At 48.9% G+C, this 26,457-nt stretch carries 27 protein-coding genes, 4 pseudogenes and 1 riboswitch; of the genes and pseudogenes, 15 read left to right on the forward strand and 16 right to left on the reverse strand.

The genetic code is table 11. The features are described from left to right. Positions 1–84 precede the first annotated feature (84 nt). From ACLQ3M_RS07720 to ACLQ3M_RS07730, 3 genes are read left to right on the forward strand one after another with little or no spacing between them, the layout of a single operon-like run. Complete coding sequence (locus ACLQ3M_RS07720; RefSeq protein ID WP_411677122.1) at positions 85–1,263, forward strand: DNA cytosine methyltransferase; 1,179 nt, start codon at positions 85–87, stop codon at positions 1,261–1,263. Beyond that, positions 1,256–3,328, forward strand: coding sequence for an AAA family ATPase (locus tag ACLQ3M_RS07725; protein ID WP_411677123.1), 2,073 nt, complete (start codon positions 1,256–1,258; stop codon positions 3,326–3,328). Before ACLQ3M_RS07720 ends, ACLQ3M_RS07725 begins: the two co-directional genes overlap by 8 nt. Positions 3,329–3,357: 29 nt before the next feature. Further along, the gene (locus tag ACLQ3M_RS07730) at positions 3,358–4,707 is read left to right on the forward strand and encodes an LlaJI family restriction endonuclease (RefSeq protein ID WP_411677124.1); all 1,350 of its coding nucleotides are present in this window, start codon (positions 3,358–3,360) and stop codon (positions 4,705–4,707) included. Between the two features lie 54 nt (positions 4,708–4,761). Here ACLQ3M_RS07730 and ACLQ3M_RS07735 read toward each other — a convergent pair whose 3' ends face one another. After that, a complete protein-coding gene (locus tag ACLQ3M_RS07735) occupies positions 4,762–5,973 on the reverse strand; it encodes a hypothetical protein (protein ID WP_411677125.1) in 1,212 nt (403 codons plus the stop codon). Between the two features lie 411 nt (positions 5,974–6,384). On the opposite strand from ACLQ3M_RS07735, the gene ACLQ3M_RS07740 reads away from it, so the two are divergent. The 6 genes and pseudogenes from ACLQ3M_RS07740 to ACLQ3M_RS07765 form a co-directional block, all read left to right on the forward strand. After that, positions 6,385–6,957 carry an RNA polymerase sigma factor gene (locus tag ACLQ3M_RS07740; RefSeq protein WP_411677126.1) on the forward strand — a complete coding sequence of 191 codons (573 nt, stop codon included), beginning with the start codon at positions 6,385–6,387 and terminating at the stop codon, positions 6,955–6,957. Between the two features lie 94 nt (positions 6,958–7,051). Continuing rightward, positions 7,052–7,378, forward strand: coding sequence for a hypothetical protein (locus tag ACLQ3M_RS07745; protein ID WP_411677127.1), 327 nt, complete (start codon positions 7,052–7,054; stop codon positions 7,376–7,378). Then, positions 7,375–8,487: a DUF2800 domain-containing protein gene (locus tag ACLQ3M_RS07750; RefSeq protein WP_411677128.1), complete on the forward strand. Its 1,113-nt coding sequence runs from the start codon at positions 7,375–7,377 to the stop codon at positions 8,485–8,487. Before ACLQ3M_RS07745 ends, ACLQ3M_RS07750 begins: the two co-directional genes overlap by 4 nt. Positions 8,488–8,491: 4 nt before the next feature. After that, positions 8,492–9,067 carry a DUF2815 family protein gene (locus tag ACLQ3M_RS07755; RefSeq protein ID WP_411677129.1) on the forward strand — a complete coding sequence of 192 codons (576 nt, stop codon included), beginning with the start codon at positions 8,492–8,494 and terminating at the stop codon, positions 9,065–9,067. Positions 9,068–9,083: 16 nt separating this feature from the next. Continuing rightward, positions 9,084–9,233 carry a hypothetical protein gene (locus ACLQ3M_RS07760; protein ID WP_411677130.1) on the forward strand — a complete coding sequence of 50 codons (150 nt, stop codon included), beginning with the start codon at positions 9,084–9,086 and terminating at the stop codon, positions 9,231–9,233. A gap of 156 nt (positions 9,234–9,389) precedes the next feature. Further along, positions 9,390–9,758, forward strand: a pseudogene (locus ACLQ3M_RS07765) (DNA polymerase); the annotation flags it as partial. A 168-nt stretch (positions 9,759–9,926) separates the two neighbouring features. Then, positions 9,927–10,013, reverse strand: a riboswitch (cyclic di-GMP riboswitch). Positions 10,014–10,024: 11 nt separating this feature from the next. On the opposite strand, the gene ACLQ3M_RS07770 reads toward ACLQ3M_RS07765, so the two are convergent. The 15 genes and pseudogenes from ACLQ3M_RS07770 to ACLQ3M_RS07840 form a co-directional block, all read right to left on the reverse strand. Continuing rightward, a complete protein-coding gene (locus tag ACLQ3M_RS07770) occupies positions 10,025–12,253 on the reverse strand; it encodes an ABC transporter permease (RefSeq protein ID WP_411677131.1) in 2,229 nt (742 codons plus the stop codon). Then, positions 12,243–13,010: an ABC transporter ATP-binding protein gene (locus ACLQ3M_RS07775; protein ID WP_411677132.1), complete on the reverse strand. Its 768-nt coding sequence runs from the start codon at positions 13,008–13,010 to the stop codon at positions 12,243–12,245. The genes ACLQ3M_RS07770 and ACLQ3M_RS07775 overlap by 11 nt, the downstream gene beginning before the upstream one ends. A 96-nt stretch (positions 13,011–13,106) precedes the next feature. Continuing rightward, a complete protein-coding gene (locus tag ACLQ3M_RS07780) occupies positions 13,107–14,120 on the reverse strand; it encodes a sensor histidine kinase (protein ID WP_411677133.1) in 1,014 nt (337 codons plus the stop codon). Further along, the gene (locus tag ACLQ3M_RS07785) at positions 14,117–14,782 is read right to left on the reverse strand and encodes a response regulator transcription factor (protein ID WP_411677134.1); all 666 of its coding nucleotides are present in this window, start codon (positions 14,780–14,782) and stop codon (positions 14,117–14,119) included. The genes ACLQ3M_RS07780 and ACLQ3M_RS07785 overlap by 4 nt, the downstream gene beginning before the upstream one ends. 7 nt (positions 14,783–14,789) lie before the next feature. Next, positions 14,790–14,975, reverse strand: a complete 186-nt coding sequence (locus tag ACLQ3M_RS07790; RefSeq protein ID WP_411677135.1) for a DNA-binding protein — start codon at positions 14,973–14,975, stop codon at positions 14,790–14,792. A 129-nt stretch (positions 14,976–15,104) separates the two neighbouring features. Beyond that, positions 15,105–15,284, reverse strand: a pseudogene (locus ACLQ3M_RS07795) (ParA family protein); the annotation flags it as partial. A gap of 348 nt (positions 15,285–15,632) precedes the next feature. Beyond that, positions 15,633–16,154 carry a sensor histidine kinase gene (locus ACLQ3M_RS07800; RefSeq protein WP_411677136.1) on the reverse strand — a complete coding sequence of 174 codons (522 nt, stop codon included), beginning with the start codon at positions 16,152–16,154 and terminating at the stop codon, positions 15,633–15,635. Between the two features lie 17 nt (positions 16,155–16,171). Next, a pseudogene (locus ACLQ3M_RS07805) lies at positions 16,172–16,780 on the reverse strand (lantibiotic protection ABC transporter ATP-binding protein); the annotation flags it as partial. Positions 16,781–16,873: 93 nt separating this feature from the next. Beyond that, on the reverse strand, positions 16,874–16,996 hold the full coding sequence (locus tag ACLQ3M_RS07810; RefSeq protein WP_411677137.1) for a hypothetical protein: 123 nt from the start codon (positions 16,994–16,996) through the stop codon (positions 16,874–16,876). Further along, the gene (locus ACLQ3M_RS07815; RefSeq protein ID WP_411677138.1) at positions 16,990–17,823 is read right to left on the reverse strand and encodes an ABC transporter permease; all 834 of its coding nucleotides are present in this window, start codon (positions 17,821–17,823) and stop codon (positions 16,990–16,992) included. Before ACLQ3M_RS07815 ends, ACLQ3M_RS07810 begins: the two co-directional genes overlap by 7 nt. A gap of 16 nt (positions 17,824–17,839) precedes the next feature. Next, the gene (locus tag ACLQ3M_RS07820; protein ID WP_411677139.1) at positions 17,840–18,634 is read right to left on the reverse strand and encodes an ABC transporter permease; all 795 of its coding nucleotides are present in this window, start codon (positions 18,632–18,634) and stop codon (positions 17,840–17,842) included. After that, positions 18,618–19,541 (reverse strand): ABC transporter ATP-binding protein, encoded by a 924-nt coding sequence (locus ACLQ3M_RS07825; RefSeq protein WP_411677140.1) that lies wholly within the window; start codon positions 19,539–19,541, stop codon positions 18,618–18,620. Before ACLQ3M_RS07825 ends, ACLQ3M_RS07820 begins: the two co-directional genes overlap by 17 nt. Before the next feature lie 120 nt (positions 19,542–19,661). Further along, a complete protein-coding gene (locus ACLQ3M_RS07830) occupies positions 19,662–20,531 on the reverse strand; it encodes a sensor histidine kinase (RefSeq protein ID WP_411677199.1) in 870 nt (289 codons plus the stop codon). 57 nt (positions 20,532–20,588) lie between these two features. Further along, on the reverse strand, positions 20,589–21,284 hold the full coding sequence (locus tag ACLQ3M_RS07835; protein WP_411677141.1) for a response regulator transcription factor: 696 nt from the start codon (positions 21,282–21,284) through the stop codon (positions 20,589–20,591). A gap of 64 nt (positions 21,285–21,348) precedes the next feature. After that, positions 21,349–21,506: pseudogene (locus tag ACLQ3M_RS07840) on the reverse strand (DNA-binding protein). 307 nt (positions 21,507–21,813) lie between these two features. Between ACLQ3M_RS07840 and ACLQ3M_RS07845 the strand changes: the two are divergent. The 6 genes from ACLQ3M_RS07845 (at position 21,814) to ACLQ3M_RS07870 (ending at position 26,258) form a co-directional block, all read left to right on the forward strand. Beyond that, the gene (locus tag ACLQ3M_RS07845) at positions 21,814–23,013 is read left to right on the forward strand and encodes an MFS transporter (protein WP_411677142.1); all 1,200 of its coding nucleotides are present in this window, start codon (positions 21,814–21,816) and stop codon (positions 23,011–23,013) included. After that, positions 23,003–23,578: a TetR/AcrR family transcriptional regulator gene (locus ACLQ3M_RS07850; RefSeq protein ID WP_411677143.1), complete on the forward strand. Its 576-nt coding sequence runs from the start codon at positions 23,003–23,005 to the stop codon at positions 23,576–23,578. The genes ACLQ3M_RS07845 and ACLQ3M_RS07850 overlap by 11 nt, the downstream gene beginning before the upstream one ends. After that, the gene (locus tag ACLQ3M_RS07855) at positions 23,566–24,039 is read left to right on the forward strand and encodes a YbhB/YbcL family Raf kinase inhibitor-like protein (RefSeq protein WP_411677144.1); all 474 of its coding nucleotides are present in this window, start codon (positions 23,566–23,568) and stop codon (positions 24,037–24,039) included. The genes ACLQ3M_RS07850 and ACLQ3M_RS07855 overlap by 13 nt, the downstream gene beginning before the upstream one ends. Positions 24,040–24,240: 201 nt before the next feature. Next, the gene (locus tag ACLQ3M_RS07860) at positions 24,241–24,732 is read left to right on the forward strand and encodes an AAA family ATPase (protein WP_411677145.1); all 492 of its coding nucleotides are present in this window, start codon (positions 24,241–24,243) and stop codon (positions 24,730–24,732) included. Next, the gene (locus ACLQ3M_RS07865) at positions 24,725–25,393 is read left to right on the forward strand and encodes a nucleotidyltransferase domain-containing protein (protein WP_411677146.1); all 669 of its coding nucleotides are present in this window, start codon (positions 24,725–24,727) and stop codon (positions 25,391–25,393) included. Before ACLQ3M_RS07860 ends, ACLQ3M_RS07865 begins: the two co-directional genes overlap by 8 nt. Positions 25,394–25,430: 37 nt before the next feature. Then, positions 25,431–26,258: a DNA-formamidopyrimidine glycosylase family protein gene (locus tag ACLQ3M_RS07870; protein ID WP_411677147.1), complete on the forward strand. Its 828-nt coding sequence runs from the start codon at positions 25,431–25,433 to the stop codon at positions 26,256–26,258. Positions 26,259–26,457 lie beyond the last annotated feature (199 nt).

The following is a 26,457-nucleotide window of genomic DNA, read 5'->3' on the forward strand; positions in this document are numbered from 1 at the left end:
CATTTGTTGCCCCTGAAAATGAAATGACCTCTTGGACGGATAACAAATGTGTGGGAATAGCCTCAGCATTGAGGAAAGAGAGTGATGAAAATGACAATTAATTATAAAGCCGATATTCCAAGGAAGATGGTTAGCCTGTTTTCTGGAATCGGTGGATTCGAGCTTGCCTTTCAAAGAGTAGGGATTTCAACCACACTCATGTGTGAAATTGATCCTATCGCGCAACAGATTTTAAAGAGTAATCTACCAAATATTGAATTAACGAATGATATTTGCGATTTGGAAAGACTCCCAGAAGGTACAGATATATTGTGCGCTGGCTTCCCTTGTCAGGATTTAAGTTCTATTGGTGTAAAAAAAGGCCTTGATGGAACACGGTCATCATTGGTTCGAGAAGTTTTTCGTTTACTCCGTCAGGATAAAGTGGAGTGGGTTATTTTTGAAAATGTACCTTACATGCTTCACCTTAAGAAAGGTGAGACTATTCGAACAATAGTGGAGACACTAGAAGAACTAGGTTACAGTTGGGCTTATAGAACAATTGATTCTATGGCATTTGTGCCTCAACATAGGTGCCGTGTTTTTATTGTTGCATCTCTGCACAATGATCCGAAAGATGTTCTGCTGAGTGGAAACTCTTTAAAAAAGCAAGGCATGATTACAACCGAAACATTTTCAGAGCCGTGCGGCTTTTATTGGACGGAAGGAAAATATGCGCTGGGATTGTATCAAAATGGGATACCAACTTTAAAAGTTGGATCTTCAATAGGAATAGCTTCTCCGCCAGCTATTGCATTTCCTTACGGAATGGTCGCATCGCCTGATATTAGAGACGCTGAGAGGTTTCAAGGTTTTCCGGTAGATTGGACCAAACCCGCAGAGGATATAGCCAAACCTTCTGCAAGATGGAAACTGGTAGGTAACGCTGTTACTGTAAATACTGTTGCGTGGATAGCAAGTAAAATTGTTCATGCTGAACAATATAATCCAGCCAAGGACAAGAAACTAAAAGATAAAGATAAGTGGCCAAAAGCAGCATGGGGAAACAATGGAACAAGGTATTCTGCATCCGTATCAGAATATCCAGTGGAACGAGACGAAATATTGTTGTTGGACTTCCTTAAATATCCATGCAAACCGCTGTCTCCGAAAGCTGCAAAAGGATTTGAACATAGATTAAGCATGGGAAAGGTTCGCTGTCCTCAGTTCTTTAGAGATGCAATACATGAATATGTAGAGGGAAAGGATGAAGAAAATGGGTGAAATAACACTTGATTCCTTTGAAGAGACATTAGGTATACTTATCGATGCTAATCCTCATGCTCGAAACAAGGGTGATGAATTCAAAGACTGGGCCAAAGAACACTTCGATTGCGATGCAAGGATTTCATATATTAAGGAGCAGCGTCAAATCACGAACCGTGTTTCCGAGCAATTTAGATATTTTGCTCCTATAGTGGTCTTCGTCTGTGTCCCTGAGGTGAAAAGAGATACCCTTATCAAATACATATTAGAAAGGGTTTATAAGCAGCTTGAGAGCGTTGCAATAATTGGTGTCACTACTTCAAATGGTGAGAAGAAATATACTTTTGAACGTTTGATTGCCTTTAAACAGTCAAGTTTTACTGAGTGGGCTAAATCTTTCTTTGAAAAGACCGAGGAGGAGAAAAAATTAAGAGAGCAACTTGGTCTTCCTGATTCCACCAACTATGAAACTGAGGTTGACTTTGCGTGGTATGTTGGCACAACCGGAAATGACCAAGACGGCAACTGGCGCGACTATTCGGATGAATATATAGAAACCGGTGTCTGGGAAAATGGGTGGGAGGATAAGTTTCAAGATGTTGTAAAATCAATTCAAATCGGAGATCGGATTGCATTGAAATCAACATTTACACAAAAGCTAAACCTTCCATTTAACAATCACGGAAAAACCGTGGGTGCAATGAAGATTAAAGCAATCGGAACAGTTACTGGAAATGCAGATGACGGGAAGCACATTACCGTTGACTGGATAAGACTTGATCCAGTGAAGACGTGGTATGGCCCTGGAACATTACGTGAAACTATTCACAGCGTTGATGCAAACGAGGGATTTGTTAAGAAGGCGCTACTCGCTTTTACGTTCGGCGATGAAGAACAAGATTATTCTCTATGCGAGGAAAAATATAATGACACCGCTGACAACGAAATCGGTGTCGATGAACAAAGCGGTACGGGCAACGAAAAGCAGGAAATTGTTGACGAAGCAGTGCGCTTGAAAGACGGTTCAAATATTTTATTGTACGGTGTTCCTGGGTCTGGCAAGAGCTGGACTATTGAACATGAGTACTGCCACCCCGAGAGTGTAGTTGAACGATTAGTATTCCATCCCGACTACACAAACTCCGATTTTATCGGACAGATTCTCCCTGCTGTAGATAAAGAAAACGATAATCAAGTTACCTATGAATTTACGCCGGGGCCTTTTACCTCTATTCTTCATGACGCGTACAACCATCCTAAAAGAGAGTACATTCTTATCATCGAGGAAATCAATCGCGGTAATGCTCCGGCAATATTCGGCGAAGTATTCCAACTTCTTGATAGAATTTCGGATGAAAAAACTGTCGATGGAGTAAAATACCCTGTTGGCACAAGCGAATATGGCATCACAAACCGATATATTGCAGAGGTCGTATATGGAGACCCCAGACACAAGGTTCGTATTCCATCCAACCTTTCGATTCTTGGAACGATGAACACATCCGACCAGAATGTTTTCACTCTCGATACTGCTTTCCAGCGCCGTTGGAAAATGCGACTAATCGAAAACAATTTCGATAATGTTCGCCTTTCTCTCGCTGAAGCGGAAATCCTGGATACTGGGGTTACCTGGCGGCGGTTCTGTGAAACCATTAACACACAGATTGTCGGGAATAAGGCCAAAATGTCCTCATCTGAGGACAAGCGTCTCGGCGTTTATTTCGTCCATGAGATCGATCTTATGTATAATAAAGCGGATATACCTATAAATCATGATAAGCTTCTCGCTGAGCTTAACGAGTTGTTGAAATCAGAGATGGGGGGCACCATTTCTGAAGATGGTGAAAAACGACTCCGAGAAATTCGCGCAGCTCTTATGCAAAACAGAATTTTCCCCGAAAAAGTCATTAAGTATTTGTGGGATGACGCTTTCAAATTTAATCCAGACGCGGTATTTGATACTATGGACAACAAAGACCTCGATTCATTGGAGGCGGTCATTCGGATGTTCATATATGAAAGAGAGAAAGCCCGCTTTAATATTTTTAGAAAAGAAATTAGAGATCAGCTGTATCAGCGATGAGTCTGCACAATGAGAGGTGGTGATTGACGTTGGAGAATCTGTTTCAAAGCAGAAATGCAGAAATGGTCAATAGAATACTCCCCAATATCGACTCGGATATGGACAAGCGCGGAATCACTCTGCGTGAGATGTGCCATGTAAATAAAAACGGCGAAGGCGATAGTTTTGTAGGCGTTAAGGCAGATACCAATGGAATGACCATCTACTTCCCCATTGGCTATGAGCTACCTGAAAACGACGATGATCTTCGTGTTGACGTTCATAACCTTTTCGGCGTTCTGGCAATCTTTATGAAAGAAGCCAGTCAGATTGAAACTCAGAACTTCAGCGGACCAATTTCTGTAGATTTTCCGATGCACGCCTACATAAAGGTTATCCGGCACTACCTCAATACGGGTCGCTACTACATTGAAACCGAGCCCGAGTATGTTACCGCAACAAAAGGTGCACCAGATTGGCCACGCACCTTTAAAAATCAAATGGGTCTGGTTCAGAAGAACGGGTCTGTAATTTTTACACAGATGACGGTTCGTCGTCAATCACCAAATACCAACAAAAAAATAACGCAGATTCACCAGTACTGCGTCCATGAGGCGTTTTCCAAGCTCGGCACCATTTATGTGTCTTTCGTTCCGCAAGAGCCTGCTCAACATCCGGGTATTGCCGAGTCAATCTCTATCCTTACAGACAAAATCAACCATACAAATAAAGACGTGGAACGTAACCTGTTCAAGGCAATGCGGCAGATTCTGACCTACATAGACACGCGAAACGATAACAATCGCTTCTTCTTTGGTACAGATCGATTTGAGTATGTATGGCAGAATATGATTGATGCTGCCTTTGGCATCTCTGATAAGGGCAAATACTTCCCCAAGGCAACGTGGCTCCTTGATAAAGGACCTGCATCCAGACGGAAGCGAACATCCTTGCAGCCGGATTCCATTATGATTTATGGCGGTAAATACTATGTGCTTGATGCGAAGTGCTATCGATACGGGTGGAGCGAAAACCCTGACCATCTACCCGGCGGGCCAGATATAAACAAGCAGATAACTTACGGAGAGTATATTGAGCAGACAAGGACTATCCCAAACGAACAATTGTTTAACGCCTTCATTTTACCCTACAACTGCAAAGAGAATCTTTTCAACTTAACTGGTGTCATTGAGAATATCGGTGAAGCGGTTGGTGACTGGAGATATGATCCTTCAAACCCGCACATGAAAAACTACGAAAGAGTCCAAGGGATTGTTGTAGACACTCGATATCTTATGTATAACTACATTGGCACGCCAGATGAGCAAAAGAAAGAACTTGCAGAATGCATCGAGCGAGTTCTCTCACGACCGGGTATTACGCAAGCTATGTTGGTCTAAAACAGAAAACAAATCGAAGACGGCTCTCCAGCTATGAGGAGGGCCGTCTTTTTATTACTCATTTTTCTTTTGCCTGCTGCGCTGTGCCGCCGCCGCACTTCGACATTGATCGCAGCAGTATTCCTTGTTTGTCTTCGTTCTGTTTGTGAGGAAGAACACCTCGCGCCTACAATTTGGATTCTTGCAACGCTTATAAATCTCCACGCCCGGCTTCATGTAAAAAACCGAAAAGTACAGAGCCTGCAGGAGTGTTTCTACTTTCCATTTTGGCGCCAGCCCTGCACCGTCATACTGAAGGTGTATTCCTACGATATTGTGGTTCATTTCTTGGCTAAGAACCATCCGCGCTACGACAGGAAGTACTTTCTTTAAATCATCGGAGAGCGAGAATGAAGCATCCGGGTTGTAGTAAGTGATTTTGTTAAGATCGACGAAGTCAATAATCCGCTTTTTGCCAGGATAGTCCATCTGGTAGTGCTCATAGAAATCGATGATTTGTTGATAATCGCACTCTGACTTAGCTTCATGGATGTACATTGCAAATAGGTTTCGGTAATTTTGACTGCTTTTCCCTGGAACCCCGTTGTTCTCTCCTTGTGCGACATCAAGGTACAAATCACTTGAGATTTTTGTAGTGCCGGATGAAACGGTGACATCACTTACGGTGAAAAAACCTTGGTCTATTAAATAATTGTAGTCACCATGAAAATCTCGCAGAAATGGTGTCCCATAAACATTTTCTGTATAACCATGCACGAAAGTGGTGTACTCACCACTACTCATTTTCAATACAACGGGCTTGCGATAAAGAAGGAATGTCACAGCATTGAACATTTCTTCATAATCGGACTTGCTGTCAACTGTGTTCATAAGGGTGACTGTTGCTTTTATCCTTTTGATTATTTCGACAAGATTATCCATTTGAACAGCTTCATAACTGTCAAACGCAACCGGTAACATGAAGCCGTATTTTTTTATGAATCGTACATATCCCTTTACGTCTCCGTCTTTTAAGGCAAGCAGTTGACCGAGGATATTCTTCGCCAAAACGCCACCATTATTGCCGGTTAAATTCAACCCTTCTTTTGCAGCATACGAATAATGCAGCGGCTGTTCCGTATTGCTGTACAACTTTAGCGTGGTTTCCGGAGGTTCACCCGGAGCCACGTTTTTTATGTCTTTTTCGCATTCGCAGGCGTAGCTGTCCAACTCAAATAAATTATTCAGAAAAATCTCTGAAAAACCTCTTGACAAGGGTTGGTTCATGAGATGCATCACCTCTATATATCAAAACCATTACAATCCTCTTTCAATGCAATATCATTTGGACTGCATATATAAATTATAGCAGATTGCATGCCGAATTACAATGCTTTTTCATTAACTATCATTTATTATGTTGACGGTTTATGTAGTAAATCCGTCAACTTACTCATTTTGATATAATGATAATGCCTCCTGGGAAGCCGGGAGAGTATTATCAAAACCGCTTAGCGAGTGCGCATTAGCTGGCGGTGGAAACACGGAAATCGATGCCAAGTGACCATCTCGGTCCCGGCAAAAGCCGTAGTGTCCACCGTAGCTTTGCTGCGCCCATTTACGCAAAGACGGAGTATCTCGGTTTAACGATTTTCGCGTATTCATCGCCCTTCGGAGCGGGGAAAACGAGAAAATCAGATGAAAAACTACCAACAGTTCCACTACCACCACTATTACCGTATGCGTCCCAGCGGCGAGACGGTCGAATGCACCCGACAGGAGTGCTTCGCTCCAGCAGAAGCACCTACGGCGGACAACCCCTTCGTTCAACGCTGGTATTACAGTCCCGACCGCGAGATGGCAATTCGGCTTCCCAGAAACGTTATGGGTGACGATACCCACAAGGCAAACGCCGCCGACCTCAAGTCACAAGAACGCTGGACGGTGAAAGCGGCCAAGCACGGCGACCTCGAAATCGATAAACCTATGTCCCGCTCCGACGATGGCAAAGAGAGCGGTTTCGACATCCCGGATGATGCGGACGGCCCAGCCGAGTTCCTTATTAAAAAGGAAACGCGCACGTCCATTCGCATCGCCCTTAATTCCCTTACTCCGGATGAGCGGTATCTTTGGGATGAACTCCTGAGCGATAAGACCAAGGCAAAGATTGCGGATGAATGCGGTCTGAGCGAGGGCGCTATCCGCAAGCGCGTGAAAAAGCTCGCACAGACCCTTCGTGAAAACCCCGCCCTCAAAAATTACTTCGATTAATTTTTGCATTTCGGTACGGTTTCCATCTCCGCCTGTCCTGTACGAGGTGGAGAGGGATAAAACCTCTCACAAATAAGAAACGGAGGTAAACCGAATGACAATCACCGAAATCGGGAACGAACTGGTCAACATCGCGGAAACCCTGGCGCGTGTAATCTCGGAACTCACCTCGCTGGCTGGCAGCGTGACGAAGCTGAGTACGGCGCTCAAGGCAGACGAGGTTGGCAGTTACGCTCCCAAAGCACCTCAGAATAAGACCCCAGAGCTTGCCGAAGTGCGCGCTCTGCTGGCGGAGATTTCCCGCAGCGGAAAAACGGCTGAGGTAAAGAAGCTGCTTGAAAGCCATGGTTGTGAAAAGCTGTCCGAGATCGAAAGTGAGTTTTATGAAGAGCTCATGGAGCAAGCGAGGGCACTGTTATGAGCCACGCACTCCTTTCTCCCTCGGCAAGCCACAGGTGGCTTGCGTGTCCACCGTCGGCGCGGCTTACGGAGTTCCTTGCGGACTCGGAATCAAGCTACGCCTCGGAAGGCACCCTCGCCCACGGTGTGGCGGAGGAGAAACTCAACCACAAGCTCGGAAGAGCTAAAAATCAGCCCGTCTGCGACGACGCGGAAATGGATGAATACACATCCGATTATGCCAACTTCGTAATGGAGCAGACGGAAGGACTCAAAGACCCGGCTGTATTTGTTGAGCAGCGTGTTGACTGCTCCCGCTATGTCCCAGAATGCTTCGGCACCTGCGACGCGCTTATCGTGTCGGACGGCGTTCTGCACATCATCGATCTGAAGAGTGGGCGTGGGGTAAAGGTGGACGCAGAAGAAAACGACCAGCTTCGCATCTATGCCCTCGGTGCCATGCGGATGTTCGACTTCCTTTATCTGTTCGACATTGTGCGGATGAGTATTTATCAGCCGAGGCTCGGTAATGTGCAGACATGGGAGACGACCACAGAGGCTCTCACCGAATGGGCGGAAACCGTACTTGTCCCGGCGGCTAAACTCGCCTGGAAAGGCGAAGGTGGCTATAAGGCGGGTGATCACTGCCGGTTCTGTAAGGCGAAAGCCGAATGCAGAGCCAGAGCCGAAGCAAATATGGCGCTTGCCGCCTATGACTTCACCGACCCCGCTCTGCTGCAAATCTGCGAGGTGGCGGACATTCTGGGCAAAATCGACGAACTGGTTTCCTGGGCGTCGGACGTCAAGGACTACGCTCTCGCCCAGGCACTTTCCGGCACGAAGTATGACGGCTGGAAGGTTGTTGCCGGCAGAAGCAACCGCAAGTACACAGATGAGGATGCCGCTGCTGCTACGGTCAAGGATGCCGGGTACGACCCATATGAACACAAGCTGCTCGGCATAACGGCAATGACCTCGCTTCTCGGCAGGAAGAGGTTTGATGAACTGCTCGGTGGGCTGACCTGCAAGCCCGAAGGCAAACCAGTGCTTGTTCCGGCATCGGACAAGCGTAAAGAACTGAACACGGCGGCGGATGATTTCGCTGACCCTATCGAAAATATGGAGGATTAATATCATGAAAAATACTGTAACCAACCCCACAAAAGTTGTAACCGGCGTTGTTCGCCTCAGTTACGCAAATATCTGGACCGCAAAAAGCATAAATGGCGGCGCACCCAAGTTTTCCACTTCAGTCCTCATCCCTAAGTCCGACACTGTCACCGTAACCAAGATTAAGGCGGCTATTCAGGCGGCCTATGAGGAAGGTCAGGGCAAACTGCGCGGCAGCGGCAAAACCGTGCCTCCGCTCTCCACTCTGAAAACACCCCTCCGTGACGGTGATGTCGAGCGCCCGGACGATGAGGCGTACAAGGGCTGCTGGTTCGTAAATGCCAACAGCAACAATGCTCCCGGCGTGGTGGACATCCACTGCCAGCCCATCTTTGAAACCTCGGAAATCTACTCCGGCGTGTATGCCCGTGTGTCCCTTTCGTTCTATGCATACTCAGCATCTGGGAACCGCGGAATCGCCTGCGGCCTTCAGAATATCCAAAAAATCAAGGACGGCGAGTCACTCGGTGGCAAGGTAAAGGCTGAAGACGATTTTAATGACGGCTATCAGTCCGATGCCGACGACGACTTTCTGGGTTGAGGGAGGGCCGGACACTATGACACAGATTCAGTCAATGATGCTTTCAGTCTGCTTTGGTGCCGTCGTAGGCTTCCTTATCGGTAACGTCATCTGCATCGTCAAGTATGCGATTGAGCAGCACAAAGAGAAAAAGCGCATTCGCAAGGAAAAGGAAAAGAAGCAGTAACCCAAACGGGCGGCGGAGGGAGACAGTCTTTCTCCGCCGCTTTTCTTATGGAGGAAACAAATATGTACAACGACAGCTATTACGACTATCTCGACTATATCGAGGACAAATGCATGAACGTCTCGGAGGACTGCGGCCTCCCGGAGGATGATGACGATGAGGACACTTGAGATCGACATTGAAACATTCAGCAGCGTGAGTCTTCAGAAGTGCAGCGTGTACAAGTACGCAGAGTCCCCGGATTTTCAGATTATCCTCTTCGGATACAGCGTGGACGGCGGCGAAGTGAAGGTTGTTGACCTTCTGCAAGGCGAAGCCATACCGCAGGAAATTCTCAATGCCCTCACGGACGATAACGTTGTCAAACGGGCACACAACAGCGGATTTGAACGGGTGTGCCTGTCTCGGTATCTCGCCGACACGGGCGTCAGCCTTGACTCATTCCATGATAATCACCCTCTGTCCGGGGAGTGCGCCCGGTTTCTGCGTCCGTCCTCATGGCGCTGCTCCATGACATGGGCGGCCTAGAAAAGCCCGCCAAACTTGTAAGTCTGGAGGGTTGAAGCACTGCTATATTCAGGCATTAAGATAGACCCGCCAAACTCACATTTTTTTGTTGGGCGGGTAGCGCCTCTACTTTTAATCCATATAAAAAAAACCTGCCACACATAAGGGCAGGTTTTCAACGCAATCCACTGCAGCCAGACTGTCATCATGCTTACGCACCTTAGTCCCTCGGCTTTACGTCCCTGCCTTTCGGCAGGTTTGCCCTTTACATAACGGTATAAAATCTATTTTTCTATGTTTCTTCTGAAAAGAACAAATGTGGCTATGAAATAACAGATCAAAACGATCAGAAAAACGCCGTACACTTCCAGAATGTTTGCGACCACATGACTCACGGTGACATACGGAATATAACTGCGATAGTTTGTCAAGGCAAGGTATGCAAGCCCCATTCCAGCTCCAAAAAATGCGATAAATACCGGAATTCCAAACCAGATGGACATTTGCTGCCGGATGTAGGTGCCGATCTGCTTCTGGTCAACGCCTAAATCTTCAATGATCTGAAAACGCCGTTTATGCTCCGTGGCGTCCATCAACTGCTGCAAGGCCAGAACCGTGAAGCATATGACGATCAGGATCAGGCTTGTGTACGTGCCTCCCAGCCTGAGCATCAGGGAATTCGAGATCCCCTCGTTTAGCTGAAGTGTTTTCAAACGGATAAACCCGCCCCCTTCAGGGAAGGTTTCCGAATGGCCCATCCATTGGCTTACCGCTTCATTTATCTTTTCAGCACTGTTATAACTGAGCGGTTTCGTGGTGTTGACCGCATAATAAGTCGTTGCAATTGTAAGAGCCTTACATACGTTGTCCGGTAAAATATATGCCGCTTCCATACCGCTTGTAAAAATGCCCATACCGACGTTCACCTGATAATCAGCGTCCGGTGCTTTTGTAAGCGTAACATTTTCCGCCTGAATGACCGGATGTTCCGCATCAAATTGCTTGATCGCATCGGATAGGGCTGTGTTGGACCAGGCTACGGCGAATCCGTGATCGGGTAAGGACACTTCGGGATATCCGCACATATGGAGCAGTGCGTTATAATCGCTGAGCGACACAGCAAGGAAGGGCATATCTTTTTTTATCTTTATATTGAAATCACTGCCCTTCAAATAATATGTTTTCACATTCGCAGAGCTTTTCACAGCATATCCTTCACGGTTCAGGCAATCGTCAATATAGGAAGCATCCATGCTTGTCTTCGGTAGCTCGTCCATACTTTTTGCCGTTCCATATTGCGAAAAAATCTGCACATCATAGATGGACCGCTCTTTTAAGTAGCCGTCCACCTCTCCCGTAATAGTTGGGAGCCAGCCGAGTAATATAAGGGCGCTCAGCAAAACGCAGGTAAGCACCGCCATCGTATTCGCATTGGTTTTCAACTTGGAAGCGACCTGACCCAGCAGAAACAAATGCTTGTACCGAAAGCTTACCGATTTTCTTTTGGCAAGAATCAGCAGCCACGAGAAGCAGTGATAGGCGGCGATTATGCCAAATAACATCATTCCGATTGCGAGTATCGGCGGGAGCATCGTATAGATACTTCCCCTCAGAATACCGGCCCTTAGCATCTCATCAAAGAGGCCGTTCATGCTTAGAAGGGAAACGCCCGAAACAACGCTTGTGATGGAAAGCAATGCCGCAAACAAACCTCCCTCTTTCTTAAATCTGACGGTAGCGATAAAAAATCCCGCGGCCAGCAGAAGAAAGGCCACTGTTCCCACAAGGCAAAGAAGCGCTGAATCGACTCCTGATCCGCTCAGTTTACTCCAGACCGGGAAAATCGCGCGAACGCATAAATACAAAATTCCTATTGCGAGACAAGCGGCCACAATCAGACTTTTGAAAAGCATGTCCTTTACGGTGGCCGTGCTTTCGGTCTGCTGTTCTTCGTGCAGCATGTCGATGATTTTCTGTTTCCGGATCACGCGGATGTTGCCAAAACCGATAATTATAAACAGGGCAGCGAAAAACAAAAGCGTCCACGCGATGGTGTCGGGATAGACTGAAAAGTACATTCGGTAGCTCTCTCCGAAGGATGCCATGATGATCGCGCTGACGATCTGCGACATCAACGTGCCCAGCAGGATTCCCAATGCCACGGCGATGAGCCCCATGAGCAGCATTTCAATAAAGAACAAATACGCGACCGTCCTCTGCTCCATCCCCATGATGATTTGCAGCGCGAATTCCTTTTTCCTCCGTTTTATCATATAGCGGTTGACGTAGGTAATCAGGAACACCAGCAGCAGAGCAATGAGCGGTACGATGATCTTCATTTTGTCCGAAAAGTATTCCAAGTTCATCTGGATCGGCAGTCTGCTGTTATAGAAAGGGCTCGTGATGGACAGGAAGCCGTAAAACAGGCCGACCGATAAAACCATGGTCAGTAAATAGATCAGATAATCCTTTGCGGAACGCTTTACGTTCCTGACAGCCAGTTTAACGTACATCGGACAGATCGCCTCCCAACAGGGACATCACGTCCAGAATCTTCCCGAACAATTCTTTCCGAGTCTGTTTTCCGCGCAGGATTTCCGTAAAAATCCGGCCGTCCTTGAGAATCAGAATCCTTTTTGCATAGCTGGCGGTGAAGGCATCGTGGGTCACCATCAGGATTGTCGCGTTCAGCTCCCGGTTCATCGTCTGCATGGTGCTCAGCAGCATTTGGGAGGAACGGCTGTCCAGAGCGCCTGTAGGTTCGTCGGCCAGAATCAGCTTCGGGTGATTGACCATAGCTCTGGCACAGGCGCACCGCTGCTTCTGGCCTCCGGAAACCTGATAGGGGAACTTGTCCAGAATCGGAAGGATATCAAGAGCCGAAGCCATCTGTTCGACCCGTTCGTCAATTTGGGCGGCGGGCACTTTGTTGATCGTCAGCGCCATGGCGATATTTTCACCAATGGTCAGTGTATCCAGTAGATTGAAATCCTGAAAAATGAATCCGAGATTTTCTCTGCGAAAACGGGCCATGTCTTTTTCATTGATTTCGGTGACGTCGGTGCTGTCCAGAAAAATATGCCCGGCGCTTGCCGTGTCGATGGTGGAGATACAATTCAGGAGCGTGGTTTTACCTGACCCTGAAGCGCCCATAATGGCAATGAATTCTCCGCTTTGCACTTCAAAAGAGATATCGTCAATGGCTTTGGTGACATTGCCCTTGTTTCCATAGTATTTCTCCATATGCTCGACTTTTAAAATTTGTCCCATCTGCTTCACCTCACATTCATCATAACGGATCTGGTGATCCAAGTGTATCGACTTTCCTTACGAAGTTCTTACAAAAATGTAAGAAGTGCAGAAATTTCAATTCTGCACTTCTACAAAATCTCCTTTTGGAAAGCTCAATTTCACTGCTGTTCCTTGTCCTGAATTTGATTCGATTGAAAGATCGATGCCCAACTTATCACTCAGGCGCTTGCAGAGATACAGTCCAATGCCGGTAGAATTTTGACTGGTTCGTCCGTTTTGACCGGTAAATCCTTTGTCAAAAACACGCGGCAGGTCGCTTTCCGGAATCCCGATTCCGTTATCACAGACAGAAAGAATGACCTTGCTTTGCTCCGGGCTGACCTTGAATTTCAGGATTGGTTCCTCTGTCCGATATTTTACTGCGTTGGCGATCAACTGGTTCAGGATGAAGCCGATCCATTTTTCATCGGTATAGACCGTGCATTCGCAATTCTCGATCTGAACGCCTATGTGGTTCTGAAGCAGGAGCTGCTTGTTTTCTGAAACGGCCTGATGGATCATACCGGCCAACACGGTTTCTTTAATCAGATAGTCCTTTTCAACGTTTTCGCTCCGGGCGTAATAGAGCGCCTGCTGGGTAAAATGATTGATTTTCTCCAATTCGATCAGCAGCTTTCTCGTAGTATCGGATTTATTGTTTTCACAGACTAGCTGCATGGCGGCAATCGGCGTTTTCACATCGTGTATCCATTGCTCAATATATTCCTTGTATTCTTTTCGCTCCCTCCGGGACGCGGATACCTGCTCGATCATGGATTTATTCGCCGCTTTTAATAAGCTGTAATAAAAACGGTCGTCTGCATGCTCCGGACGATCCATGACTTCCCCGATTAAGAATTTCTGATCCAGGTGATCAAGCTGTGACTGGATTTTTCTGAAATAACGGTTCCGGAAATAATACCGCACATTGATGTAACATACAAGAATGAGGAACCATATCACGAGAAGGATGCCGATGATTCCTTTGCCGATATTTACTGATGCGAGAAAGGCGGAGCACAGAACCGCCGAGAAGATATTGACGAGGATGCAGGGCAATTGATCCTTCAAATACTCTTTGTAGCTCATATCAGATATCCTTGACGGTGCTTTGTCATAATGAAATCGGTGACACCGATTTGCTTCAACTTCTCACGGAGCCTCGTCATATTCACGCTCAGGGCGTTATCGTCCACATAAAGCTGGTTATCCCATAAATACTCCACCAGATCTGCGCGGGGAACGATTTTGCCGGCGTTATGAAAAAGAAACGCCATAATTTTCAGTTCGTTTCTTGTAAGCTCAACCGATCGGCTCTGAAATTCCACGCGGCTGCTTTCCGGATAAAGAGTCACATCTTTATATGTCATTGTTTCTGCCTGCCCGGACGGATAGGCGCGTTTCAGCAGCGAGGAAATCCGTGCCAGCAGAATCGACGTATTATATGGCTTTGTAATGAAACCGTCGCCGCCCAGCATGATGCCGTTCAGTTCGTCCATATCGGTGTTCCGACTTGTGACGAAAATGACTGGCACATTGGAGAACGTCCGTATTTTCGAGCACACTTTAAAGCCGTCCTGCACGGGAAGATTGATATCAAGCAAAATCAAATGCGGGATGTCGTTTTTAACAGCTTCGGCTACCTTTGAAAAGTCAGTGATGACAGTTACTTCATACCCGTTGCTTTGTAACAGGTTTGACAGTTCTTCCTGAATTACGGGGTCGTCTTCGACAATGGTGATCCGATACATTTTTGGCTCACTCCTTTCGCTCCGTTTTCTTTCGTCTTGCGTCCGCAGGTTTTTCCGCGTCTTTTGGGATCGCCCATGCGTGACCAAAGCGGACAGCGCCCTCAATACGGTTCTCTTCACAAAGCTTCTGTATTCTGCGCTCTGAAATTTCCCATTTTTCAGCAGCCTGCTGGACGGAAATATAATCAAGCATACTTGCCCTCCGTATCGTATTATTTTTATAGTATATACGGAGAAGCGAATGAAAGCAAGTTCCCGTTTTCTAATCATGCGGAAATCATAGCGCAGTAGGGGTAAAGAGATCCCCCTCGCTTATCTGCTCGGAGGCCGCCTTGTACTGCTTGTCGGCGTCCCATTTCTGCTCCTTCAGGAGTGGAAGCAGGCTGGAAAGATATCAGACGGATTTCAGGTCGCAGTTCACCAGCCGGAGGACGGAGTCGGCTGAAAGCAGGGCCACCGCCGAGAGGGCGTCGTGGGCGATATAACTGCCGCAGTCGACGATGTAGGATATGATCCATACCCAGTACGTCTTTGGTACATTGAAAGGCTTCTCTTGACATATTACCGCTGGTAGTAACGAAAACACTCTTTTTAAAGTAATATTTCGTACTCTTTTCGATAATCACCTGCGGAATCTTTACAAATTTCAGTCGGTTATCGATCCGATCCAACAAAAAAGCAAAGCTTCTCCCAAGTAGCCGACACAGATTTTCAGATTCGGTATTTCAAAATGTATTTGCCACAAAACAAAGCCATATTCTTTTTCACCGTTCCAGTTCATTGCGGGCTGTTTCCAGCTCTTTTGCGGGAAGAGTGTCGCTACCCTAAGGGTATGATGGATAGACAGAATCTATTTCCTGTGTATTTCCATGGTTACCATACCGCCGCCTGTGGCGGGGGAATTCGCTACCGTCAGGGTTCCACCATGCTGCTTTACAATGGAATCTGCAATAAACAGCCCCATTCCGTAATGCAGCTTCGAATTGCGGCTGAAATCTCCCTGGTAAAACTGACTTGTTGCACGTTTCAAATCTTCGGGAGAAAACCCTTTCCCACCATCCGTAACGGTGAATCTGATTTTATTGCCCTCCGACGACACAGAAAACCAAATTGTCCCATGCTCCGGAGAATAGTCAACCGCGTTCGACACGATGTTTATTATGGCTCTTTGCATTAAGGAGACGTCAGCGCGGATAATATCCGGCAGATCCTTTTCCTTGAATTCTGTTTTCAATTGCTTCACCGAGGCCAGCGCACCAATCTGCGCGTAAAGCTCATCCAAAAAGGTTCTGATCGGAGTGTCTTTTCGCCGAAGGGAAAAACCGGCTTCCGCTTTGGAGATGTTGATCAGCATCTGCACATACCGCTCCATTTGATCCGCGTTTTTCATGATATAGCGGGTATATGGTCGGCGATCAGTTCCACTTCGGAAAGAATATGGCTGGACAGGATCACCGTAATTCCCTGTTCGGGGAAAGAGCGGATCAGCTCGCGCAGATCCTGTATGCCGATTGGGTCAAGGCCATTGGTCGGCTCGTCCAGAATCAAAAGCTTCGGATGATTCAGTAGGGCGATCGCGATGCCGAGGCGCTGCTTCATTCCCATGGAAAACTGTCCGGCGCGCTTATGTCCGGTATCGGTCAGGCTGACGGTTTCCAGCACTTCATGAATACGGGAATCCGGCAGATTAAGCAGTAGCGTGCGAACCTTCAGGTTCTCTTTGGCGGTAAGGTTTTCATACAGCGGCGGCGATTCAATCAATGCGCCGATATCGGATAAATCCCCGCGGCTCCACGGATGGCCTTCGAAAATAATTTCACCGGAAGTCGGGCGCAGCATCCCGGTGATCATCTTCAGTGTTGTCGATTTTCCGGCGCCGTTCGGCCCCAACAGGCCGTAGACGGAATTCCTCTGAATGGAAAGCGAAAGCTTGTTGACGGCATGCTGTCCTTTAAAATCCCTGCATAGCCGATTCGTTTGTAAGAGATAGGAATCCATAAACATCTTCCTTTCGTTGTTTATTCTCAACTATAAAAGGAAAGTTTAAAGATTTCATAAAGAGAAAAGGCACTATAACTACCGCGTAAATAGTTATCCCCCGGCACATTCCAGTTTCACAGAGCCGGTAAAGCCGTCGCCTTTCACCGCAATGTAATTGCCGGCGGACGACAGCTTGATCGTTTTAGAAATATCACCCGTGCTTTCGATCAGCACCTCGGGATCATCCGTTCCCGCCGGTTGCGCCTGCCGCGGCCGCCTTTCTTTGGGGATGCGGCTGTGACCGCGTCTTTCCCCGGAAGATGAGTGATGACCGCGGTCAGCAGTATCATGGCTAATAATACGCAGCTGCCGATGAAGGCGTTCTGCGTGGAAGCATAGCCGCCCGCGGTATCGGACACAAACCCTTCGCCGCCAAACCCAACGATACTGAGTCCGGCTGAAAGCGGATACAGGTTGCGCAGCACGGGATTCTTGAAGAATATCGCCATATATCCGAGCAGAAACGCAGCCACGGCCCCGCCCCGGAAAGCGCCTTGCTTACGCCCGCATAACGCAATCAGCGGAAGTTCGCCGATACAGGTAAACAGCGCCATGGCGGTCATCTGCACGCTTCCTGAAAAAACGACGGGCAGCGTCAGGTTTTCCCGGCAGCTGACGAGTCCCACCAGCAGCGTCATCAGCGCGGCAAAAAATCCGAGCAGAAGCGCGATGATTCCGAGCGCGGTCAGTTTCCCGGTCATCAGGCGCGGAAAGCCGACGGGGACGGTCATCAGGCTTTTCAGCGTGTCGTCCGTATATTCCCGGCTGATCATATAGCCGCCGATCAGGGCGAGAATCATCGGAAAGAAAATCGTCATGTTGTTCCAGATGGTGCTGTTCACCAGATCGGGGAATGTGTAGTTCAAAACGCTCTTCGCGTCGTCCGACATGACATTTTGCATGACAATGGAAATCACCGGGGAGCAGGCCGCGCCGATCAAGCCGACGAGAATCACGCTGTACCGTTTCAGCTTTTGAAATTCCGTGAGAATCAGGTTCATCGTGTCATGCTCCTTTCTATCGTTCGCGCCGGTCGTAAATCCGGATCATCAGCGCGGCGGATATCCCTGACAGCACGGCAAGGATTCCAATGCAGACCGGGGTCGATACAAAATAAGGGCGCATGCTTTCATAAAACACCGCCGACGCACCGGTTCCCGGACTGTAAAACTGAAAAATCCATTTTTGAATCAGAGGGATCGGCAATATTGTTCCGATATTGAAACCCACGGGTGCTTTCATCCCCAAATCGGTAAGATGAAACACATAGTTTACAATGGTATAGAACAGCGTGATCACAATCGAAATCAGATTGTTTTTATTAAACCACACGACCAGAACCACGCAGGGCAGAGCCGCCGCCAGCATCATAAAGCCCAGCAAAAGGCTGAGAATGAATTTTTGCCCAAGGTTGATGAAAACCATGCCGAGCAGCTTCGCGCAGACCGCGCTGGCCAGAAAGCCCGCAACGGAATAAACGATGGAGACAGCCGCCATAACGCTGATTTTTGCCAGAACGAGCTTGCCTTTTGAAACCGGGATCGTCATCAGGTTTTTCAGCGTGTCGCTGTCCTGTTCCGTGAAAAACAGCGATGTTGAAAGAACGGCCAAAACCGGCAGCAGAAGAAGATAGTCCCCCGGGTCGACAACGCCTGAAAACAGGTTGTCGTAATCTTGCCCTCCCGGGGTTTTCCAGTACATGAGCGCCGTTAAAGCGGGAAAAGCAAAAGCAGCCAGTGTCGCCAGAAAAAACAGGGGCCGCCGCTTGAATTTCTGAAATTCGCAGAAGATCAGATTATGCAATGCCCTCACCCCCGGTCACGCGCTTGAAGTAGTCCTCCAGCGTATCCTCGCAGGTGTGAGCTTCCTCTACCTCCAATCCGCTTTCGATGAAAGCGCGGGTGAGCGCGGTCACCGGCAGGTTCGTATCGTACAGGCGCAGGCTGCGGTCGCTTTCCACGGTGAAGTTTTTCGCCCCGAAGCTTCGCTCCATGATCCTGGCTGCCTGCGCCGTATCGGAGACGAGAAAATGGACATACTTGCTGTTCTTGTTCTCCAACTCCGCAAGGCTTTCTTCCTCCAACAGAACCCCGTGGTCAATGATGCCGATGTCGTCCGCAAGCAGGGAAATTTCCGAGAGGATGTGGCTGGAGATTAGAATGGTTTTTCCTTTCGCGTCGCACAGCTTCCGGAGAAAGGAACGGACCTCCGCAATGCCGATGGGGTCAAGCCCGTTGATCGGCTCGTCAAGAATCAGCAGTTCGGGGTCGTGCATGATGGCAAGCGCGATGGCCAGGCGCTGCTTCATGCCGAGGGAATACTGGGAGAACAGCTTTTTGTCGCCGTACGGCAGCCCGACAACCTCCAATGCGCCGGAAACAGCGTTGCGCTTGGAAACGCCCCGGAGCCGGGCGAAGAGCTTCAGGTTTTCCGTGCCGGTCAGATTAGGATAGAAGCCCGGCGATTCGATCAGGTTGCCGATACGGGGCAGAATTTTTTTCTCGTTTCCGCGGATGTTTTTCCCGAAAATTCTTACCTCGCCCGAGGTCGGCTGCGTCAGGCCCAGCAGCATTTTCATCGTCGTGGTTTTCCCGGCGCCGTTTCGTCCGAGCAGCCCATAAATACGGCCCTTTCTGACATGAAGATTCAGGTTGGCAACGCTTTTCTGCGCCCCGTATTGTTTGGTAAGATTTTTTGTTTCAATGATCAAATCATTCAATCTCAAAGCCTCCTTTTCTTACTGAAACCAGTGTAGCACCGAAAGCTTGCATCAACCTTGCCGGAACCTTGCGTTAACCTTGCAATCAGAAAAAATCCCTGCCCGGAGACAGGGATTCACTCAGTTTTTCACCGGAAAACAAATGGTAAAGGACGTAACTCGGTTCGGTTCGCTTCGCACGGTAATCCTGCCGTCCATTTTTTCAACCATCTGCCGAACAATGGACAGCCCCAATCCGCTTCCCTGATCAGAGCGGCCCTTGTCGCATTTGTACAGCCGCTCAAAGATGTGCGGCAAATCCGCTTTCTCGATGCCGATCCCGTTGTCTTCAACGCAAATTTCAATTTCCTTTTCTTTTTGTTTCATTTTTATTTTAATCCGGGTCGCCCGGCTGTGGGCGATGACGTTCTGCACCAGATTGTTGAGGATCCGGGCATACCCGTCCGGATCCGCCTTTGCAAACAGCGGCCTTTCCGGAATTTCAATTTCGTAGTCCAGGTGATTTTCCTCAAAGATGGGAATCCAGTCTTTCAGATTGTTCCGCGTCAGCTCCGCGAGCTCCGCCCGCTCGATGGATAAGGCGAATTCGCTGGAATTGAGCTTGAACCAGTCGAACAGGACGTCGATATAATCCTTCAGGTCGTGGGCCTTGTGCCTGGCAATTTCCAGATACTCTTCGCGCTCCTTCCCTGTGACAACGCCCCTGTGCGCCGCGTCCAGATAGCCGATCAGGGTGGTGAGCGGCGTCCGTACGTCATGGGAAAGGCTGGTCATGAGCCGGCGGTTGGTTTCGTCCGCCGCCCTGAGCCCGGAGAGCTGTTCCTCGTAACGGGTAACAATTTCATTCATTTTGTAGGAAAGGTCCGCGGTCGGTTCATTGCCCACGGCAAGAATTCTGCGGTTCCCGTTTCCGGCTTCCATGTCGCTGAGAGCATCCGTCATATCCTGAAGCCGCCTCTTGACGCCGAGGAGTTTTCCCACGCAGATCATGCCGAACAGAAGGGCAAGCAAGAACAGTACGCCGAAGATTACATTGAGAATCACGGCCTACACCTCCTTATTGAAGCGGTAGCCGATTCCCTTTACCGTCTGGATGTAATAGGGCGAACCTGAATCGGGTTCGATCTTCTTGCGGAGCCTGCTGATAATCGCCATGATGTTGCTGTCGTCATAAACATACGGTTCGCCCCAGACTTCCTCGTAAATCTGCTGCTTCGTCAGAATTTTCCCCTGATTTTTCGCGCAGAACAGCAGCAGGTCAAATTCCTTCGGCGGCAATTCGAACGTTCCGTTCCATGTGGTTACGCTCCGGCTGTCCAGGTCTATGGTCAGCCCCTGATAAGTCAGCGGCCGCGAATGATCCCCCGCCGTATTGAACCGCGTATAACGGCGGATCAGGGAAAGCACGCGGGCGATCAGTTCCTCCATATCAAAGGGTTTTGTCAGGTAGTCGTCCGCGCCGGAACGCAGCCCGCGAACCTTTGAGGTGCTGTCGTTTTTGGAAGTCAGCATCAGAATGGGGACGCTGCTGTTCCGCCGTATTTTCTCCATGGTCTGAAAGCCGTCCATTCCCGGCATCATCACATCCAGAAGGATCAGCTGGTAATCATTCTTTTGGAGCATGGCAAGCCCGTCCGCGCCGGAATAGCAGTGGTCCGCACAGATACTTTCAGCCGCTGCGCTCTGCTTGATCAAAGCGCACAGCTCTTTATCATCGTCGATCACTAAGATTTTATAGTTCATTTTCAATTCTCTCCCTTCAAATTCAATTTCTTCACCCGGAGAGCAAACGTTTCTTCGCTCTCCCTCAGAGAATCGTACAAATCAGGGCATTGACCTTTTCCTTTATGAGCCTGTCTTTCGTGGCTTCCCGTGCCTCTTTGGGGATTGTCACGCGTGGCCGAAACGAACCGCTCCGGCGATCCGGTTTTCTTCGCAGAGCTTATGAATCCGGCGTTCTGAGATTTTCCTTTTTTCCGCCTACCTGCCGGAAACTACAGCAATTCCAATTGAATTGTGGAATTTTCTTATGTCCCTATTTGCAATCTAAACCGGAAATGCTGTAATGAAGCATTCCTTGGCCTCCATGATACGTTATTCTTCAGTATATACTATATACGGAGAAACGATTGAAGGCAAGCGCGTTGAGATTTTCCGGGATGGCGGCATTAACCATAATATTTGCTGTTGACAAGCCTTCAAAAAGAGGATACTATGGCTCATTGGAAACTATATAAACAAAATTAGTTTATATGGTATTGGAGGCTTTCGTATGTCAATACAGTCAAAATCAAAAAACATGATGCTTCCCGTGGTGATGATCAGCTTGGCGTTGGCCCTGCGGCAGATGTCTATGACGATCGTGGCTCCGTTCATCTCCACCTACTGCAAGTCTCTCGCCGGGTACACCCCTTTGCTTGCGGGGCTTGCCGTAGGTTCATTTGGGCTAATGCAGGCAATTTTTCAAATACCGTTCGGGGTGCTCAGCGACCGGTATGGAAACAAGCGAGTCCTGCTTTCCGGCCTTGCGCTGGTGATCATCGGCTTTATTCTTGGCTTTTTTGCTCAAAGTATCGGGATGTTGATTCTGGCGCGAATGCTGCAGGGCAGCGGAGCAGTCATCGGAGTAGGCTATTCCTGGGCGGCGGGTCTTGCCGACGAAAAACACAGGACAAAAGCCATGAGCATTCTCGGGGCATTTGTCTCCGGGGCGGCGGCCCTTGCTTTCGCAGTCGGCCCGCTGCTGCGCGGTGTGATGTCTGTCAGCTGGATGTTTCTGTCCGGTGCGATTCTCCTTACCCTGAATTCACTCTATATCCTGCTTTTCCTGAAAGATGCCGGTGACCGCGGAACAGCATCCGTTCCGCATCGCAGTGAAATTTCCGCCTTGCTGCGAAACCGGACTTTTGTTACAATGAATCTGTTGGCATTTCTGAATAACTTTATGATGATGGCCGTTTTTTATGCCGCGCCGATTTACATAGATCAGGTAACCGGGCAGAACGGAATGTGGAAGATTTTTGTACCGGCGATTATCGCTGCCATCCTGTTTATGAAGGTCACTGTCAGGTGGGTGGACCAAGGGTGTGTCAATCCGGTGCTTTTGGTCGCATTTGCCGTTTCTTTTCTGAGCATTCTGTTTTACTTCCGTCCGTCCTCCTTCCTTTTTTTGCTCTTGGGGACCACCCTTTTTCTATGCGGATATATCACGATCGCCACCGTCGCGGCAACCCATGTCAACGAGGTGGTGGAGGACAGCCTGCGGGGTACGGGAAACGGGATTTTCAATTCATTTCAATATATCGGTAATTTCGGCGGCGCATTCGCAATGGGAGCTGTCTGGGGAAGCTCGCAAAAAGCTGCCTGGCTGATTGTTCTCGCTGCTGGAGCGGTCGGGTTCCTGCTGACCGCGCTCGGCAGGCAAGTAGACACAAAAAAGGCGGAAAGAAAGGTTTTGGAGCATGAAAAGTAAAATTCTGGATGCCGTTGCACGGCTGATCGAACAGTACGGCCTGAAAAAATTCACCGTGGATGAAGTGGCTGCCGAGCTGCATATCAGCAAAAAAACACTCTATCAGTATTTCAGCGGCAAAGATGAGATGATCCGGGAGTATTTTGAAAAAACCCTGGAAAGCGACAGGCAGAACGTTTTGGATACAGTCGGGAGCGACAGGAGCTTCCCTGACAAAATTCATGCCATCGTGCATTCGAGCCATCGTTACCGGCTGCCCGTACGAATCATGGACGAGGCGAAACAGTTCTACCCCGACGAATGGGCAAAGATTAAAGATTTGAAGCAGTTTAAACTTAATGAGTTTCAAAAGCTTTTGAAGCAGGCGTCCGACGAGGGAATCCTGCGTCCGGATGTGCATTTCGGCATTCTGTCCGCCATGCTGGAACGGGTCAGCGATTTGTTTGTTGACACCGACTTTCTTCTTGAAAACGGGATAAAGGCTACCCAGGCCATTGATGAGGTACTGAATATTATCATCGGCGGTATTATAAAAAAGGATGAGGGAACACCATGGATGCATTAAAGCTCACGAGCAGCGCGTTTCAGGAGGGCGGCCGGATCCCGGCCAGACACTCGGGGCGCGGAGAAAATCTGTCCCCCTGCTTCGAATTGCAGGGAATCGCATCCGGTGCAAAATCCTTTGCGATTACACTGGATGATGCATCTCACCCGCTTTTCCCGAACTATAACCACTGGGTGATTTGGAATCTGCCCGTGCGGGAGGTCATTCCGGAGGGAATTCCAAAAGGAAAATCCGTTGACGGTTTCGGCGGAGCCGTTCAGGGTGTTGCATATGGAAAACATCAGTACAAGGGGCCAAAGCCGCCTTTTCATTCCATTCACACCTATTGGTTCACGGTTTACGTGTTGGACTGCAAACTGGACTTACCGGCCAACAGAAGAAAACGCAACCTTTTAGCGGCTATTGAGGGGCATGTTTTACAGCAGGCTATGCTTTCGGGGAAATTTCAAAGCAGAAGATGACAAGCACGGCGTTCTCCGTCGCAGTCCTCAAACCTGCCGGACGTTTTGACAGGCTGGGAGCCCGTTTTCTCAAATTCCGGAAAGACAGAGGAACGGCCGCCGCCGCAAACAGGCAAGCGGAATTCTGCTTTCTATGGTATCATGCTGGTAATAGGAATTGCTGGGGTTGAACATGAAAAATCCGTTTTTGATCGGGGGACTATGGGCGCCGGGAAAACGACCACCTGCCGAATTTTGGAGCAAAAGCTGAATCACAGCGTATTTCTCGACGGGGACTGGTGCTGGGACATGCACCCTTTTCAGGTCACGGAGGAAACCAAGCGCATGGTCGAGGAAAACATCTGCTTTCTTCTGAATAATTTCATCAGATGCTCCGCCTATGAAAATATCGTGTTCTGCTGGGTGATGCACCAGCAGGCGATTCTTGACGACATCCTTTCGCGGCTTGAAACGGCGAACTGTAAGGTTCACACAATTTCCCTGGTATGCGGCGAACAGGCACTGCGAGTCCGTCTGAAGAAGGATGTCGATGCCGGAATCCGGGAAGAAGACGTTATTAAGAGAAGCGTAGAGCGTCTGCCTCTCTATGATAAACTTGATACGGATAAAATCGACGTATCGGAAATCGGGCCGGAGGAAGCGGCCGAACTCATCCTCTCCATAACCCCGAGAGGAGAATCACAGCATGGTTGACATTCACCAATGGATGAAACAATATCAGGATGCTGTGCGGGATTTATTCGGCGGCCGGATTCTCTTGATCGGGCTGCAGGGCAGTTACGGGAGAAACGAAGCGCATGAAACCAGTGATATCGACGTTGTGCTGATTCTGGACACAGTATCGCTTCATGATCTGAAGCGATATAAGCAGGTAATTGAAACGCTTCCCGAAAGACCGCTGATCTGCGGCTTTGTATCGGGAAGGGAGGAACTCGCGGGCTGGTACAAATCGGATTTGTTCCAGTTTTATTATGATACCATCCCTTACTACGGCAGTCTGGACGACATCATCTCCGCACCGGCCGCCGCGGACGCCCGCGCCGCGGTATTGATGGGCGCCTGCAACCTTTATCATATGTGCAGCCACAATTATCTGCACGGCGGCGACATGAAAACGCTCAGGACTTTGTATAAATCGGCGTCTTTCGTTTTGCAGGCGAAGCACTTCTCGGAAACCGGGGACTACGTGAAAAGTCATTCGGCGTTGAAAGACATGCTGACCGGGACGGACCTGTCCGTTTCGCAGGCTGCGGAGCAGATCAAGAACGCGAATGTGTCATCAGTCACGTTAGAGTGGTATTCGGAACTGTTGCTCCAATGGACGCATCAACTAATCTGTGAATACGGGCAGTGAATCATAACTTATTGTAAAAGCAGAGGAGGAACCGCTTATGATGGAATTGCCAGAGTCAACCACAATCGCCAGGCAGATGAATGATGCCGTTGTCGGGAAGAGGATACGCCGCGTCCTCCCGCCGACGAAAGCGCATAAATTTTGCTGGTATGCCGGTGATCCGGCGGAATACGACGCGGCGGTGAGCGGAAGTACCGCTGAATCAGCCGAGGGGTTCGGCATCTTCGCGGAACTGGCGTTCGATAACGGGAAACGGCTGTGCTTCAACGACGGCGTCAACGCGCGGCTCATAAACTGCGACGACGCGCCGAAGAATTATCAGCTGCTGATGGAATTTGACGATGGGACGGCTCTTGTCTTCACCGTCGCCATGTACGGCGGCATCATCCTCCATGACGGTACGTATGATAACGAATACTACCTCAAAAGCAGGACGGCGGTTTCCCCGTTTTCCGAGCAGTTTGAACCGTATTACCGCAAGCGGATAGCGGAGAGCAAGCCAAACCTGAGTGCAAAAGCATTCCTTGCCACGGAGCAGCGTTTCCCAGGTATCGGAAACGGCGTGCTGCAGGACATCCTATTTGCCGCCGGAATCCACCCGAAGCGTAAAATCGGAACATTCAGCGAAGCGGAGCGGGACTGCCTTCTTTCCTGCATCGTCTCGGTTTTGCATGACATGACGCAACACGGCGGGCGGGACACGGAAAAGGACCTCTTCGGGTGCCCGGGCGGCTACCGGGTGAAGCTGTCAAAGAACACGCTTGCCTCCGGCTGTCCACGGTGCGGAGGGCAGCTTGTGAAAGAGGCCTATCTGGGAGGAGCTGTGTATTCCTGCCCATCGTGTCAGCCGCTTATGAAGGAATAACGGAAAAAATAAAAACTGCCTCATTGCATCATAAAACGAAAAGGTTTATTCTTTGCTTATAGGGGGTGCGCCTGTATGGCAAACGAACAGAACAAGGATTTCAACGCGATGCTGACGAACAGCAAGGACATGCCGAAAATACAGAAGGTGGCAAGCTGAATTCCAAATATTCGGTACTATGGGAAGGACTACCGGGACA

This window comes from Caproicibacter sp. (assembly GCF_046707225.1).
Lineage (GTDB): Bacteria > Bacillota > Clostridia > Oscillospirales > Acutalibacteraceae > Caproicibacter.